This is a genomic window from Pseudomonas sp. VI4.1 (genome assembly GCF_002029345.1).
Classification (GTDB): domain Bacteria; phylum Pseudomonadota; class Gammaproteobacteria; order Pseudomonadales; family Pseudomonadaceae; genus Aquipseudomonas.
Genome location: NZ_MULM01000176.1, coordinates 105,279 through 119,681, shown reverse-complemented (window position 1 = coordinate 119,681; position 14,403 = coordinate 105,279). Strand labels below are relative to the sequence as shown.

The 14,403-nt window shown below is 61.9% G+C and carries 14 protein-coding genes and 1 pseudogene; 5 read left to right on the top strand and 10 right to left on the bottom strand.

Going from position 1 to position 14,403, the window contains the following annotated elements:
* Positions 1-48 precede the first annotated feature (48 nt).
* Complete coding sequence (locus tag BZ163_RS26115) at positions 49-1,137, top strand: polyamine ABC transporter substrate-binding protein (protein WP_128873284.1); 1,089 nt, start codon at positions 49-51, stop codon at positions 1,135-1,137.
* 184 nt (positions 1,138-1,321) lie between these two features.
* Here BZ163_RS26115 and BZ163_RS26110 read toward each other — a convergent pair whose 3' ends face one another.
* The 4 genes from BZ163_RS26110 to chrA all read right to left on the bottom strand — a co-directional run bounded on the left by BZ163_RS26110 (position 1,322) and on the right by chrA (position 5,167).
* Positions 1,322-2,524, bottom strand: coding sequence for an NAD(P)/FAD-dependent oxidoreductase (locus BZ163_RS26110; RefSeq protein WP_128873283.1), 1,203 nt, complete (start codon positions 2,522-2,524; stop codon positions 1,322-1,324).
* Positions 2,525-2,769: 245 nt separating this feature from the next.
* On the bottom strand, positions 2,770-3,282 hold the full coding sequence (locus tag BZ163_RS26105; protein ID WP_128873282.1) for a DUF6644 family protein: 513 nt from the start codon (positions 3,280-3,282) through the stop codon (positions 2,770-2,772).
* Positions 3,282-3,632 (bottom strand): DUF6152 family protein, encoded by a 351-nt coding sequence (locus BZ163_RS26100; RefSeq protein ID WP_128873281.1) that lies wholly within the window; start codon positions 3,630-3,632, stop codon positions 3,282-3,284. Before BZ163_RS26100 ends, BZ163_RS26105 begins: the two co-directional genes overlap by 1 nt.
* A gap of 338 nt (positions 3,633-3,970) precedes the next feature.
* On the bottom strand, positions 3,971-5,167 hold the full coding sequence (gene chrA / locus BZ163_RS26095; protein ID WP_128873280.1) for a chromate efflux transporter: 1,197 nt from the start codon (positions 5,165-5,167) through the stop codon (positions 3,971-3,973).
* Positions 5,168-5,390: 223 nt separating this feature from the next.
* Here chrA and BZ163_RS26090 point away from each other — a divergent pair, with 223 nt between their 5' ends.
* Genes BZ163_RS26090 through BZ163_RS26080 form a run of 3 tightly spaced genes read left to right on the top strand, consistent with a single transcriptional unit; the run spans position 5,391 to position 8,386 of the window.
* Positions 5,391-6,362: a tripartite tricarboxylate transporter substrate binding protein gene (locus tag BZ163_RS26090; RefSeq protein WP_128873279.1), complete on the top strand. Its 972-nt coding sequence runs from the start codon at positions 5,391-5,393 to the stop codon at positions 6,360-6,362.
* Positions 6,359-6,853: a tripartite tricarboxylate transporter TctB family protein gene (locus BZ163_RS26085; protein WP_128873278.1), complete on the top strand. Its 495-nt coding sequence runs from the start codon at positions 6,359-6,361 to the stop codon at positions 6,851-6,853. The genes BZ163_RS26090 and BZ163_RS26085 overlap by 4 nt, the downstream gene beginning before the upstream one ends.
* A 24-nt stretch (positions 6,854-6,877) precedes the next feature.
* On the top strand, positions 6,878-8,386 hold the full coding sequence (locus BZ163_RS26080; protein ID WP_128873277.1) for a tripartite tricarboxylate transporter permease: 1,509 nt from the start codon (positions 6,878-6,880) through the stop codon (positions 8,384-8,386).
* A 16-nt stretch (positions 8,387-8,402) separates the two neighbouring features.
* Here BZ163_RS26080 and phnE read toward each other — a convergent pair whose 3' ends face one another.
* The 5 genes and pseudogenes from phnE to BZ163_RS26055 form a co-directional block, all read right to left on the bottom strand.
* Entirely contained in the window at positions 8,403-9,170 is a 768-nt protein-coding gene (gene phnE / locus BZ163_RS26075; protein WP_128873276.1) for a phosphonate ABC transporter, permease protein PhnE, read from the bottom strand.
* Entirely contained in the window at positions 9,167-9,994 is an 828-nt protein-coding gene (locus BZ163_RS26070) for an ABC transporter permease (protein ID WP_128873275.1), read from the bottom strand. Before BZ163_RS26070 ends, phnE begins: the two co-directional genes overlap by 4 nt.
* Positions 9,988-10,784: pseudogene (locus tag BZ163_RS26065) on the bottom strand (phosphonate ABC transporter ATP-binding protein). The gene BZ163_RS26070 and the pseudogene BZ163_RS26065 overlap by 7 nt, the downstream one beginning before the upstream one ends.
* Entirely contained in the window at positions 10,781-11,632 is an 852-nt protein-coding gene (locus BZ163_RS26060) for a putative selenate ABC transporter substrate-binding protein (RefSeq protein WP_128873274.1), read from the bottom strand. The pseudogene BZ163_RS26065 and the gene BZ163_RS26060 overlap by 4 nt, the downstream one beginning before the upstream one ends.
* 184 nt (positions 11,633-11,816) lie before the next feature.
* Positions 11,817-12,347: a glyoxalase superfamily protein gene (locus BZ163_RS26055; protein WP_128873273.1), complete on the bottom strand. Its 531-nt coding sequence runs from the start codon at positions 12,345-12,347 to the stop codon at positions 11,817-11,819.
* Positions 12,348-12,703: 356 nt separating this feature from the next.
* On the opposite strand from BZ163_RS26055, the gene BZ163_RS26050 reads away from it, so the two are divergent.
* Positions 12,704-13,702: a bile acid:sodium symporter family protein gene (locus tag BZ163_RS26050; protein WP_128873272.1), complete on the top strand. Its 999-nt coding sequence runs from the start codon at positions 12,704-12,706 to the stop codon at positions 13,700-13,702.
* A gap of 27 nt (positions 13,703-13,729) precedes the next feature.
* Here BZ163_RS26050 and msrA read toward each other — a convergent pair whose 3' ends face one another.
* Entirely contained in the window at positions 13,730-14,236 is a 507-nt protein-coding gene (gene msrA, locus BZ163_RS26045) for a peptide-methionine (S)-S-oxide reductase MsrA (RefSeq protein ID WP_128873271.1), read from the bottom strand.
* Positions 14,237-14,403 lie beyond the last annotated feature (167 nt).

Here is a 14,403-nt window from a genome sequence, read left to right as displayed (position 1 = left end):
CCGGCAATCGGCAAACAATAAAACTCATCAACAACCAGGTGATTGAACATGCGCGTCAACAATATTCCGCTGATGGTCGTGCTGACGACGTTGTCGGCAGCCTGCTACGCCGACGAAGTCGTCAACATCTCGAACTGGAACGGCTACATCGCCGACGACACCCTGGCCACGTTCACCAAAGAGACGGGAATCAAGGCCACTTACGACATTCACGACAGCAACGAAGTGCTGGAGTCGAAGTTGATGACCGGCAACACCGGCTACGACGTGGTGAGCCCCTCGAACCATTTCCTGTCCCGGTTGATCAAGGCCGGGGCCGTGCAAAAGCTTGATAAAAACCAGCTGCCCAACTGGAAGAACCTTGACCCGGCACTGATGAAAAAACTCGAGGTCAATGATCCGGGCAATCAGTATGGCTATCCCTACATGTGGGGTACCGCGGGCATTGGCTACAACGTCGAGAAGATCAAGGCGATCTTTGGCAACACCGATGTCACCCGCTCCTGGAGCCTGTTTTTCGATGAAAACAACATCAAGAAGTTGAGCCAGTGCGGCGTGGCGATTATCGACAACCCCACGCAGGTCCTGCCGATCACCCTCAATTACCTGGGCCTGCCACCCCACAGTCACGAACCCGCGGACTACAAGAAAGCCGAGCAGGCGTTGCTGAAAATCAGACCCTACGTGCAGTATTTCCACGCCTCCAAATACATCAGCGACCTGGCGAACGGCAATGTCTGCGCGGTGATCGGCTTCAATGGGGACGTGGTGCAGGCGGCGGCCAGCGCCAGGGAAGCCAACAACGGCATCGACATCGCCTATTCGATCCCTGATGAAGGATCGACCCTGTGGTTCGACATGGTGGTGATGCCCAAGAGCGCACCGCACGAGAAGAATGGCTACGCCTACATGAACTACCTGCTGACGCCGCAGGTCATTGCCAACATCAGCAACAGCGTGCACTACGCCAACCCCAACCTGGCGGCGGATCAGTATGTGGTTCCAGCCGTGAAGCAGGACCTGGCGATCTACCCGCCCAGCAGTGTGCTGGACAAGTTGTTTACCGTGGAGGAACTGCCAGCGGCCATCGCACGGTTGAGTACGCGGTTGTGGACCAAGCTGAAGACCAATACCTGACTGAGCGACCGGAAAAAAAGCCCGCCAGAAAAACCAGTGGCGGGCGTTTGGGAAGTGCCGGCTCAGCAAGCAGAGCACACTGGCCGGGGGAAGGACGCGCGGGATCGCACAGTGCCGGCTACCTGTGGGATTACCGAGATGCGGCTCGGTCAACCCAGGCAGGGGCATGCTGTGCGAGCCAGGTTCATGCCACTGGAATCAGCGGGTCGGCTGCCGCCAGGGCCGTCGCACGATCGGCTGCCGGCGGATAGATCCACCGGGTGTTGATCTGGGTCTTGAGTTCCTTGGCTTCCTGTTTCACCAGTTTCAATTGACGATCCCAGCCTTCAGTGAACACCGCGCCCCAGGCGCCGAGGTCCAGGCACGTCACGTACTTGGGCTGGCTGTAGATCATCGGCGCCACGCCGAGCAGGTCGGCCGCCACGTTGTTGCCGGCGTAACGGCCCAGGCTAATGGCGTGCTGGCAGGACATCGCCGCGAAATTCCCCACCGTGTCGGTCGCGGCATAGGCCACGTCACCCGTGGCGAAAATGTCGGTTTGTCCCAGCACCTTCAGGTGACCATCGACGTGCAGGCGCCCTTGAGGATCCCGGGTGCCGGCGACTTGCTCGGTCAGAGGACTGGCGCGAAACCCGACCGTCCAGATCACAGTACTCGACTCGATACGCTGCCCGTCAGCCAGCGTTACCCCGCCGGCATCCACCGAGGCGACTGTCGCATCGAGTACCCACTCGATCCCCAGGTGCGCGGACGCTTCGATGATGGCGGGACGAATACCGTCGCCCATCGACGCGGCGATTTGCGGCCCGCGGTCCACGACAATGACTCTGATGTCTGCGTCGTCACCCAGCGCAGCACGCAGGCGGGCCGGCATTTCGGTGGCCGTTTCGATGCCGGTGAAACCACCACCGGCCACCACCACGGTGTTGCGGGCGGCGCTGGCAGGCCGGTTCTTCAGCGAGTTGATGTGGGCTTCCAGCCGCGTGGCCGTTTCGATCTGATCGACGTCGAATGCATGCTCGATCATGCCTTCAAGGTCAGGACGGATGAGACGACTGCCGGCGGCCAGGACCAGTCGGTCATACTGCAACCGGCCTTGCGTGCCGTGCACGTCGCTGTAGATAACCTGTCTGGCCTGCACATCGATCTCGTCGGCCGAGCCTTGTACGAATTTCACCCCCACCGCGTCGAACAACTCGCCCAGCGGCGCCATCATCTTGTGCACGTCCGGCTCGTAGAACCGAGGGCGGATTCGCAGCTCCGCCTGGGGGGCCAGGACGGTGATCCGGACGTCATTGCGATCATGCTGGTCCAACAGACGGGCAGCGCTCAAGGCACTCCAGACGCCACCGAATCCGGCACCAACAATCAGAATGTGCTGTGTCATGGTTTTTTCCTGAAAGCAAAATCGAGAACGATGAGTCATGACCCGTCGGACGCGTTAAGTGTGTTTTCGCGCAGGGAGAAGGGGTCGAGCCATCTGCAACAGCGCGGCTGGGTAACGGTGACAAATCCTAAAAGCAATGTTTGTCATCCGACAGGACAAAAAACCCTGAATTACCGCCACAACTCACGGTGAAGATAGCGAAGCGCCCACTTGAAAAGAGTGCGCTGCGTCGCAGGCAAGTTGGCTCAGGTGTACGCCAACAGTCGTCCGCAGAGAATCACGATGACCCATAGTGCAATCGAAAACAGCGCCTGCATCTTTGCGATGCCAGGGGCCGCAACGGCGGTGTTCCATCGATTGACGGAGCGGTACACACCGACGTGGAACAGGGCTGCATTGACGCCTGCGGTGGCGATCAGGCACAGCTTGAGGATAAACACGCCGTTGGAGGCGAAATCATGGGGATGGGCTGAAAACATCATCAGCCCCGCGGGCACGATCAACAGCAGGGCCGCAATCGACCAGGTCAGCAGGTGGCGCGCCAGGGCCGTGACCGCAATGTCTTTCGACAGCCCGAGCACCCGCAGATCGAACATCAGGACCGAGCCCACCAGCACCGTGAAACCGAGGATGTGAACCACCTCGACCATCGGATACAGCCACAGGTCGCCGCGCATGGCCGCCCCGACGGACGAGTCATTCAGCCAGTCCAGCCAGCTGTCCGGCCTCGTTCCACCGTTGCTATCCACGGCCTGCATCACCGCAGCTCGGTGGTCTTGCCGCCGACCGTGATGCGTTCGGCGCGCAATTCGTCAGGCTTGTTGCGATTCTGATAGCCGACCACGGTGGCCTCGTTGCCCACACTCAGCATGTCCCGGGTAAGGCCGCGATTCTCCATGCGCGAGGGCGGTGCAAGGACGACGGTCCAGGTCTTGTCCGCTGTCTTGAGGCGCACGAAACCGTGGGGATGGGAGTAGCCGGATTCTTCTATGGTGCCGTTCAGTTGCAGGGATGTGCTGGAGTCGTATTCACTCCAGCCGTGATGGGCGAACGCCGCCGTTGTGGCAAGTAAGAGCGACAATCCAATACTGCCGAGCATGCTTTTCATGACAAGTTTCCTGCTGCAGACTATTGAACAACTTGACTCCCGACGTACCAGGCCAGGGTTCAGCGCAGATGGTTTTTAGAATAGCTCGGCATTATTCAGCGCTGTAGCGCGCCATCAGGGATAAGTGTTTCTGAAAAAGTAGAAGTTTGAATATCAATAAGTTGCCAGACGGTCATCATCTCGCGCCGTTATAACAAGCCGGCTCCTACACGGGATCGGTGTCGTTCACCCATTTCATGTTTGGCGAAGACCCCTGTAGGAGCGGCTTGCCGGCGAAAGCGGTTTGTCAGAAGACACCTCTACCGAATGTACCGCCGTATTCGCCGGCAAGCCGGCTCCTACAACAGCCACCCCGTGACCCCGCAGCCGATAACCACCAGCCACGGTGGCAATTTCCAGAACATCAGCGCCACCAGCGCGACCAGTGCCAGAACGAAGTCTTGCGCCTGGACAATGGCACTGGTCCAGACCGGCTGATACAGCGCGGCCAACAACAGGCCGACCACCGCCGCATTGACCCCGGCCAGTGCGGCCTGGGTGCGTAAACTGCGGCGCAAGCGCTCCCAAAAGGGCAATACGCCCATGATCAATAGAAAAGCCGGCGCGAAAATCGCCAACAGGCTGATCATGCCGCCAACCCAGCCCGAAGGGGCAAGGTTCATCGACGCGCCAAGGAACGCGGCGAACGTAAACAAAGGTCCGGGCACCGCCTGGGCGGCACCATACCCGGCGAGAAAAGCATCATTGCCGACCCAGCCGCTGGGTACCACCTCGGCTTGCAGCAGGGGCAGCACGACGTGACCACCCCCGAATACCAGTGATCCGGCCCGGTAGAAGGCATCCACCATCGCCACGGTTTGATTGGGCAGCGCCTGGGCCAGGAGGGGCAGGCCCACCAGCAATGCCAGGAACAGTGCCAGCCAGATCGCCCCGGTCCGGCGTCTGATCGTAATCGGCAGCGGGTCGTGGCCGGCACTCTGCCCCGGCTTGAACAGCAGCAGGCCCGCCACGGCCGCGGCGGCAATCACGCTGACCTGGCCCCAGGCGGACGGTTCGAGCAGGGCGACGCACGCCGCAATCGCCATAAGGGTGACTCGCGGCACGTCCGTGCACAGGTTTCGCGCCATGCCCCATACCGCTTGCGCAACCACCGCCACGGCCACCACCTTGAGGCCATGCAGCGCGCCGGGGGAAATGGCCGTGCCATATCGGGAAATGCCCAGGGCAAACAGGATCAGGGCAATCGCCGAAGGCAGCGTAAAGCCAGCCCAGGCCGCCAGCGCGCCAGGGTATCCGGCCCGGGACAACCCCAGCGCGATGCCGACCTGGCTGCTCGCCGGCCCCGGCAGGAATTGGCACAGTGCAACCAGATCCGCGTAGCTGCCTTCGCTCAGCCAGCGCCGTCGCGTGACGAACTCATCGCGAAAGTAGCCCAGGTGCGCAATCGGGCCGCCGAACGAGGTCAGCCCGAGGCGCAGGAAGATCAGAAACACCGACCACGCACTGCTGCGGTCATCGCCATGAGCGTTGAGCATGTATTCGCCTTCCTGATAAACGGGTCCGGTTGAATCATCGAACGACAATAGCGAGGTTAGATGACTGTAAACGGCGCTCCCTTTCGACGCGACGCATCGTTGTATGCCGTCGTCCCGAGCATGGCCTACGCTTATTCGCAGGCCAAGGTGCGTTGAACAGGGATTGCGCCCTGATCGACGTGCACCCGGCAACTATAAAAACAATGCAATCGGGAGACGACTCATGTCCGCTTTGTTCCATCGATTCAATCGCTACCTAGCCGCAGGGATTACCGCTGCCGCGCTCGCGACGCCGGCCTTGGCGCTGGACACCGTCAAGTTCATGGCCCCGGGCTCCGTGGGTGGCGGTTATGACCAGACCGCACGGGTGCTGGGCAAAGCCCTGGTCGAGGCCAAAGCGGCAAAATCCACCACCTTCGAGAACAAGGGCGGCGCAGGAGGCACCCTGGGGCTGGCGCAATTCGCCAACAGCACCAAGGGCGACCCGAATGCACTGCTGGTCGTTGGCGCGATCATGGTCACCGCCATTGAACAGAACAAGCCGCAAATCAGCTTGAAGGACGTGACGCCGATCGCCCGGCTGTTCACCGAGTACAACGTGCTCGCCGTACGCAAGGAGTCTGAATTCAAAACCCTGGAGGACTTGCTCAAAGTCTTTAAAGACAAGCCGACCAGCATCGCCTGGGGCGGTGGCTCCAAGGGCTCGATCGATCACATCGGGATTGCCGAGCTGGCGGGCAAAATGGGGGTGCCGGTCAACAAGGTCAATTACGTGGCCTTCGCCGGTGGCGGGGAAGTCGTTGCCCAGGCCTTGGGCGGCCAGATCAAGGTGATCACCGGTGGTTATGCCGAGCTTGGCCAGTACATCCGCAACGGCCAGTTCCGTGTGCTGGCCATCGGTGCGCCCGAGCGTGTGGCCGGCATCGATGCGCCGACGCTCAAGGAGAGTGGTTACGACATGACGATCGGCAACTGGCGGGGCGTTTACGGTGCCGCAGGCCTCACGCCGGAGCAACGCAAGGAAGTGACCGACGCGGTCGTGGCCGCGACTAAAAGCAACGTCTGGAAAGAAAATATCGACACCAACAAGTGGTCACCCAACGTCCTGACCGGCGATGAGTTCGGCAAATTCGTCGACGACGAGCACGTGCGGCTGCGGGCGATGCTGGTCGAGGTCGGGCTGGTTGCGAAATGACTCCGCCTCGCACGATTGTGCCCACGCAACTGGCGATTGGCATCGGCGTGATTGCCATCAGCGCCGTGCTGGCGTTCGGCGCGTATCGGTTTCCCCCCGAGATGGGGTTCGTCATCCTCGGTGCGCACGTCTACCCCTTCGCTGTGGCGGCATTCCTTGGCGCCGTGGGCTTGTTGCTGAGCTATCAAGCGGTCTCGGGCGGCTTTCGCGAACTGGCCGACGACACCGACGGGACGGCTGGCGTCGTACCCGACGGAAAAGCCGGTGCGGCCTGGGTCACGGTGGGCCTGCTAGGGGTGGCCTTGCTCATCAACTTCATCGGGTTCGTGTTGGCGGCCGCGTTGTTGTTTGCCTGTTCGGCACGGGGTTTCGGCAGCCGCCGTCCGGTGCGCGATCTCGCCATCGGCATGGCCCTGACGCTGCCGATTTACTGGTTGTTCAACGCCGGCCTGGGGGTTTCCCTGCCGCCCCTGGTCAACGCCTGGATTTGAACCGGGCCGAAGGAGATCGAAACGGTGGACATTCTCGCAAGCCTGGCGATGGGGTTTTCCTCGGCACTGACGCCGATCAATTTGATGTATGGGTTTATCGGCTGTCTGTTGGGCACTGCGATTGGTGTCCTGCCGGGGATCGGGCCGGCGCTGACGGTGGCCTTGCTGCTGCCGATCACCGCCAAGGTCGATCCTACCGGGGCCTTGATCATGTTTGCCGGTATCTATTACGGCGCTCAATTCGGCGGCTCGACCACGTCCATTTTGCTCAATACCCCGGGTGAGTCGTCGTCCATGGTCACGGCGCTGGAGGGCAATCTCATGGCGCGCAACGGTCGTGCGGGGCCGGCCCTGGCCACGGCGGCGATCGGCTCATTCGTGGCGGGTACCATCGCGACGATTCTGCTGACCCTGTTTGCGCCCATCGTGGCCAAACTCGCGCTCAACTTTGGTCCCGCAGAGTATTTCGCGATTCTGGTGCTGTCCTTCACGACCGTGTCTGCGGTATTGGGGGCGTCGATGCTGCGAGGTTTCGCGTCATTGGGGATCGGTCTGACCGTGGGCTTGATCGGCCTGGACTCGACGTCGGGTATAGCCCGCTACACCTTGGGGGTGCCCGAGCTGGTGGATGGCATCGAGGTGGTACTCGTGGCGGTCGGTTTGTTTGCCGTGGGGGAGGCCTTGTACAGCCTGCTTTATCAGAAAGAAGCAGAGACCGGCCGGCACCGCTTGACCTCGTTGTGGATGACCCGCGCCGACTGGAAGCGCTCGGTGCCCGCCTGGCTGCGGGGCACGCTGATCGGTTTTCCCTTTGGTTCGATCCCGGCCGGAGGTGCCGAGATTCCAACCTTTCTGTCCTATTCGACCGAGCGCAAACTGAGCAAGTACCCGAAAGAATTTGCCGCCAGCAAAGGCGAGGGCGCCATTGAAGGCGTCGCCGGCCCCGAAGCCGCCAACAACGCGAGCGCCACCGGTTCTCTGGTGCCGCTGCTGACACTGGGCATTCCCACCTCCGCCACCGCGGCGATCCTGTTGGCCGCGTTCCAGAACTACAACCTGCAACCGGGACCGATGCTCTTCGAGACCTCGGGGGAGCTGGTCTGGACCCTGGTGGCCTCGCTGTACATCGGTAACGTCATCCTGCTGGTGTTGAACCTGCCGTTGGTGGGCCTCTGGGTGAAGCTGCTGCAGATCCCGCGGCCGTACCTGAACGCCGGCATTCTGGTGTTCGCCACCATCGGCGTGTACGGCATGCGCCACTCTTCCTTCGATCTGTTGCTGATGCTGGCGATCGGTTGGGGCGGGGTCCTGATGCGGCGCTTCGACTTCCCCGTCGCCCCCGTGATCGTCGGCATGCTGCTGGGGCCGATGGCTGAAAAGCAACTGCGTAACGCCTTGTCCATCAGCGAGGGGGACTGGACGGTGTTTTTGACGCAACCGATCTCGGCGGCATTCCTGGCGCTGACATTACTGGTGCTGTTGGTGCCTCATCTGCTGCATGCGCGGGGTATCAAGTTGCATGAGGATGATTGAGACGCTTGGGGCCCGGTCAGGCCTTGACCCAGCGTTGACGGCTCCAGCTGCTCAAGGAGTCGACGGCGAATACCAGGATCAGCATGGCCAGAATCACCGTGCTGGCTTGAGCTTCCTGGAACAGGCTGAGGCTGACATAGAGCATTTGTCCCAAGCCCCCGGCGCCGACGAAGCCAAGCACACTGGCCATGCGGATATTGTTCTCCCAGCGGTACAGGATGTAGGCCAACAGCTGTGGCAACAGGTTGGGCAGGGTCCCGTAACAGAACGCCCAAACGGCATTGCCGCCCTGCAGGCGGATGGCTTCGGCGGGTTGCGGCGGGGTATTTTCCAGCGCTTCGGCGAACAGTCGGCCGAGCACGCCGGTGGTGTGCAGGGCTAATGCGAGGGTGCCGGCATTGGGCCCGAGGCCGGCGGCAAGCACCATCAGCGCGGCCCACACCAGTTCCGGCACCGCGCGCAAGGCGTTGAGCACCAGGCGCGACGCGCTCTGCAAGGGCCAGCCAAAGCGCCCGGCCGCGGGCAACGCCAGCAGCAGGCCGAGTACCGCCGCGAGCAGGGTGCCCAGGGCGGACATGGCAATGGTTTCCAGGGCGCCGTGACCGATGGCTTGCAGATGGCCCGCGCTCAGGTCGGGGCTGAGAAAACGCTGGGCATAAGCACCCATCCGGTTCAGGTTGCCGCTGCCGCCGAGCTCGCCGAGGTCAATGCCCAGGTAGATGAACGAAGCGACGACCGCTGCACCGATGCACAGCAGCAGGATCAGGTTCAACAGGCGATTCATGCCAGCCTCCAGCGCAGCAGGCGGCTGAGTTGATCGGCGAGCAGCACCAGCACGAGGAACGTCAGCAACAGACTGGCCACTTCACCGCCGGCGAACATGCGCAACGACAGGTCCATTTGCTGGCCCAGGCCGCCGGCGCCGACAAAGCCCATCACCACCGAAGCGCGGATGGCGCATTCCCAGCGGTACACCGTGTATGACAGCAGCTCTGCGGCGACATTGGGCAGGATCCCGTAGCTAAAGGCCGCCAGCCGACCGCTGCCGGCCTGCAGCAGCGCGTGGGCCGGGCGCTGGTCGACCGACTCGAAAATCTCCGCATAGACCTTGCCCAACATGCCGCTGTAGGTAATGGCAATGGCCAGCACCCCGGCCGTCGGACCGAGGCCGACGGCACGCACGAACAGCAGGGCCCAGACGATTTCCGGCACGCTGCGCAGGAAGATCAGCAAGCCGCGAACCGGCCAGCGCAGCAGTCGGCCCCAGAAACCCGGATGGCCGGCACGGGAGGCAGCGGACAGCGACAGGGCGCGACTGGCCAGCAGGCTGGCGGGGATGGCCAACAGCAACGCCAAAGCCATGCCGGCCGTGGCGATGGCCAGGGTCTGCAGGGTGGCTTGCAACAACAGCTCGATGAACGCCTCGTCATGGGCGGGAGGCCAGAAGGCTGACACGAACTTGCCGATCTCGCTCTGGCTGTCACTGGCTACCAGTACGCTCAGGTCCAACTCGCTGAAGTGGATGCCCGGCCACAGTAGGAGCAGGGCCAGCAGCGTGAACAGCAAGCGGGGGCGGGTGGCGGGATCTCGGGTATCGCGTGTCAGCATCGGGGAATCTGCACAACCAAGGGTGCGGTCGGAACTGGTGAGGACTGCAGCTGCTCATTGGCGTAGAGCTTGTCGAGCAGCTCGCGGTCGACGGCGCCGGCGGGCAGGTCGAACAGGATCTGTCCGTCACGCAAGCCGATGATCCGCGAAAAGTGCGCCAGCGCCAGCTCTACCGCATGCAGGCTGGCGACCAGGGTGACATTGTGTTCCCGGGCGTGGCGGCACAGCACCGACAGCGTGTGCTCGGCCAACACCGGGTCCATGGCCGATACCGGCTCATCGGCCAGCAACACCTCGGGCGCTTGATACAGCACCCGGGCGATGCCCACGCGCTGCAGCTGGCCACCGGACAGTTGCTGGCATTGCGCGAACAGCTTGTCGCCCAGGTCGAGCCTGGCCAATGCTGCGCGTGCGCCCGGAATGTCCAGTGGATGCAGCAGTTCAGCAGGCTCTTGCCCAGGCCCCACTGGCCCAGCTTGCCGGCCAGGACCGCGGTGACCACGCGCTGGCGCGGCGGCAGCGGTGGCGCTTGATGGATCAGTCCGATGCGCGCGCGTAAACGCTGGCGCTGACGGGCAGACAACTGCCAGGCGCGCTCGCCAAGTACCTGTAACTCGCCGCTGCCAGGGCGCAGGGCGGTGGCCAGCAGGTTGAGCAGGCTCGACTTGCCCGCCCCGGACGGGCCGATGATGGCGACCTGTTCCCGTGCTGCGATGTGCAGGTCCACGCCCTGCAGCGCCTGGACGCCATTGGCGTGGGTAAGACTGACCTGGGTCAGGTGCAAGGTCATTTGAGCAGGTCGGCGGCGCGAGCGGCTTCTTCGATGCCCTTATAGTTTTCCGGGTTGGTTTCGATGAACCGGCTGGCGGCCTGCAGATCGAGGATCTCCTTGTCTTTGGGCTTCGCCGGATCGAGCGCCAGGAAGGCCGCCTTGATCTTCGCCGCCAGCGCCGGGTCGAGGGTCCCGCGCACCGTCCAGTTGTAGTCGAAGTAGGCCGGGGTGGTGGCAAACACTCTGACCTTGTTGGTGTCGACCTTGCCGGCGGCGACCAGTTTTTCCCAGACGCTGGCGTTCAGCACGCCGGCGTCTACCTTGCCGGCCTGGACCCAGGCGACGGTGGCGTCATGGGCACCGGAGTAGCCCACTCGACTGAAAAAGGTTTCCGGCTTGATGCCGTCCTTGAGCATGAAAAAGCGCGGCATGAGGCTGCCTGACGTGGAGGACACCGAGCCGAAGGCAAAGGTCTTGCCCTTGAGATCGGCCAGCGACTTGACGGCCGGGTCGGCGGTGATGAATTTGCTGGTGAACTGAGCGTCCTGTTCGCGCTGTACCAGCGGTATCGCATTGCCGGTTTTCAGGCGGGCCTGCACGAACGTGAAGCCGCCCAGCCAGGCCATGTCGATCCGGTCGGTCGCGAGCGCCTCGACCACGGCCGGATAGTCGCTCACGGGTACGAACTCGACCTTCATGCCCAATTGCTGTTCCAGATAAGCACCCAGGGGCTTGAACTTGCGCAACAGTTCGGTGGGCGCTTCATCGGGAATGGCGCTGACTTTCAGGGTGTCGGCGGCCTGCGCCAGCAGGGTGCAAAACGACAGGGTCAAGCCAACGGCCAATGCCAGGGGGCGTTTGAACATGAAAATTCTCCGGTACATTAACGCAAGAAGGTCGATGCGCCGGGCACAAGCTGCTTGCTGCTCGGCGCTTGGTGAGGGTAGACGAATTGGAGCGATAATGACCGCCTCGGGTCCATTTGCCATCCATCGTCAAGGGTGGCAATCAAACCGAGGCGGACCGGGCCTGCCCGATCCGCAAGGCCGGTCAGCTTTGACAGAACCGGATCCGGTTACCGAAAGGGTCATGGACTTCCAGAACTTGGCCCCAGCCCTGCTGGACAATATCCGGACGTCCATAGCCATAGCGTTTGGCTAGCAATTCATCCCGCAGCCGTTCGATATTGTGCATGGGCACAAACACCGTGGACCCGGGGCTCGCATCGCCATGATGTTCGGACAGATGCAGTTGCAGGCCGTCTCGGGCGATCCCCAGGTACAGCGGTAGATGGGCTTCGAAACGGTGCTCGAATTCGACGCTGAAACCCAGGAAATCCAGATAAAACTCCCGTGCCTTGGTTTCGTCGAACATCCGCAATATCGGGATGGGTTTGTCGAAAGAAATCGTTGGCGGGGTGTTTTCCTGGGGCAGCAGCGCCGACGCGGTGTTCCAGTCCTTGTAGCCCAGTTGCTGCGCAACCAGTTCAAGCGCGGTGGCGTGAGGCACCGCTTGATTGCGCGTCTGAAGCGAGGCACGCAGCCGCTTGGCCATCTGCTTGGCTTGCTCGATCGAAAACATCGGTGCTCCTGTAGTCGAGGCTTTTTGGAGCTCGCGTTACCAAATCCCGACCGTCAAGAGATACGACATGATTTGGAAAAACAGATGCTTTCACCTTTCCCGACGTGAGCGAGCGGCGGGCAGCAGCGGCCCGGGCTGATGATACATAGACGCTGCCGAGTGCGGAAGGTTTTCCTGGCTGATCATCACGGTCACAGGAAACCCTGGTGAAGTCATTCAATGGCCAGGATGCTTGCGAATCGAGAACACAGCTGCTGTTGTCCTTTTGGCGGCATCTGCTGGCTTATTGGCGTTAGTCGGCCATCGGCAGGCAGGTTACAGTCGTTACCACGTTCCTGGCGCCCCGGATGATGCTAATGACCCGCCCTCGCTTCTTGCCCGACAACTTCACCCTGACCCTGATCGGCGTGGTGATTCTCGCCAGTGTGCTACCCGCCAGCGGTCAGGTCGGGGTCGCTTTCGGCTGGCTGACCAACTTTGCCATCGGCCTGCTGTTTTTCCTGCATGGCGCCAAGCTGTCGCGCGAGTCGATCATTGCCGGTGCGGGGCATTGGCGCTTGCATCTGCTGGTGTTCGGCCTGACCTTTGTCCTGTTCCCGCTGCTCGGCCTGGCGCTCAAACCCTTGTTGTCGCCGCTGATCGGCAACGATCTGTACATGGGCATGCTCTACCTCTGCGCGCTGCCCGCCACGGTACAGTCGGCGATTGCATTCACCTCTCTGGCCCGTGGCAACATTCCGGCGGCGATATGCAGTGCGGCGGCGTCCAGCCTGTTCGGGATCTTCCTCACGCCGTTGCTGGTGACCTTGCTGTTGGATGTGCACGGCGAGGGCGGTTCGACCCTTGATGCGATTCTGAAAATCAGTGTGCAGCTGTTGCTGCCGTTCATTGCCGGACAGATTGCCCGGCGCTGGATCGGCGCCTGGGTAGCGCGCAATAAGCACTGGCTGAAGTTCGTCGATCAGGGCTCGATCCTGCTGGTGGTCTACGGTGCTTTCAGCGCGGCGGTGGTCGAAGGCATCTGGCATCAGATTCCGCTCTGGGCGCTGGCCGGGCTGGTGGTGGTGTGCTGCATCCTGTTGGCGCTGGTGTTGCTGATCGCCACCGTGTCGGGCAAAGCCTTGGGCTTCAATCAGGAAGACCGCATCACCATCCTGTTCTGCGGTTCGAAGAAAAGCCTGGCGACCGGTGTGCCGATGGCCCAGGTGCTGTTCGCCGGCAGCACCCTGGGTGTGTTGATTTTGCCGCTGATGCTGTTCCACCAGATTCAGCTGATGGTGTGTGCGGTGTTGGCGCAACGCTATGCCAATCGCTCGGAAACGGTCGCCGAACTGATGGGTCAGGTCGATCCCTGATGGCCAGGACTTGAGCCTCCCACACCATCACCCGCGCTTGGGCAGCTTCCAGTTCGGCCGGATGAAATGGCAGGTGTAGCCGTTGGGATAGTGTTCGAGATAGTCCTGGTGTTCCGGCTCGGCTTCCCAGAACGGGCCGGCGGGCACGATCTCGGTGACCACCTTGTCGGGCCAGAGACCGGAGGCGTCGGCGTCGGCCACCGTGTCTTCGGCTACGCGCTTCTGCTCTTCGTCGAGGTAGAACAGGGCAGAGCGGTAGCTTGTACCGATATCGTTACCCTGGCGGTTCCTGGTCGTCGGGTCGTGGATCTGGAAGAAAAACTCGAGGATCTGGCGATAGCTGATCTGGGCCGGATCGAACTCGATTTCGATCGCTTCGGCGTGGGTGCCATGGTTGCGATAGGTGGCGTTGTCCACATCGCCGCCGGTGTAGCCCACCCGCGTGGACAATACGCCGGGTTGGCGCCTGATCAGATCCTGCATGCCCCAGAAACAACCGCCGGCCAGAACGGCCTTTTCGGTTCGCGTCGTCATTTTGCGGTCCTTCCCATCAGTCAATGTGCCCATTGAACATAGCCACTGGGCATGTTCTTGCCGGGACCGTCGAGTATTTACCAGGCCTGTGTGAGGGTCAATTTCATCCTTGGGACCAGCCATAGTATTTTTGCTTCCAGCCGCCGTTTTTCATGAAGGAAATCGGT

Bases quoted from the DNA above. Each gene is read 5' to 3' on its own strand.
- BZ163_RS26115 (WP_128873284.1), top strand. From the start codon at position 49: ATGCGCGTCAACAATATTCCGCTGATGGTCGTGCTGACGACGTTGTCG.
- BZ163_RS26110 (WP_128873283.1), bottom strand. From the start codon at position 2,524: ATGACACAGCACATTCTGATTGTTGGTGCCGGATTCGGTGGCGTCTGG.
- BZ163_RS26105 (WP_128873282.1), bottom strand. From the start codon at position 3,282: ATGCAGGCCGTGGATAGCAACGGTGGAACGAGGCCGGACAGCTGGCTG.
- BZ163_RS26100 (WP_128873281.1), bottom strand. From the start codon at position 3,632: ATGAAAAGCATGCTCGGCAGTATTGGATTGTCGCTCTTACTTGCCACA.
- chrA (WP_128873280.1), bottom strand. From the start codon at position 5,167: ATGCTCAACGCTCATGGCGATGACCGCAGCAGTGCGTGGTCGGTGTTT.
- BZ163_RS26090 (WP_128873279.1), top strand. From the start codon at position 5,391: ATGTCCGCTTTGTTCCATCGATTCAATCGCTACCTAGCCGCAGGGATT.
- BZ163_RS26085 (WP_128873278.1), top strand. From the start codon at position 6,359: ATGACTCCGCCTCGCACGATTGTGCCCACGCAACTGGCGATTGGCATC.
- phnE (WP_128873276.1), bottom strand. From the start codon at position 9,170: ATGAATCGCCTGTTGAACCTGATCCTGCTGCTGTGCATCGGTGCAGCG.
- BZ163_RS26070 (WP_128873275.1), bottom strand. From the start codon at position 9,994: ATGCTGACACGCGATACCCGAGATCCCGCCACCCGCCCCCGCTTGCTG.
- BZ163_RS26060 (WP_128873274.1), bottom strand. From the start codon at position 11,632: ATGTTCAAACGCCCCCTGGCATTGGCCGTTGGCTTGACCCTGTCGTTT.
- BZ163_RS26055 (WP_128873273.1), bottom strand. From the start codon at position 12,347: ATGTTTTCGATCGAGCAAGCCAAGCAGATGGCCAAGCGGCTGCGTGCC.
- BZ163_RS26050 (WP_128873272.1), top strand. From the start codon at position 12,704: ATGACCCGCCCTCGCTTCTTGCCCGACAACTTCACCCTGACCCTGATC.
- msrA (WP_128873271.1), bottom strand. From the start codon at position 14,236: ATGACGACGCGAACCGAAAAGGCCGTTCTGGCCGGCGGTTGTTTCTGG.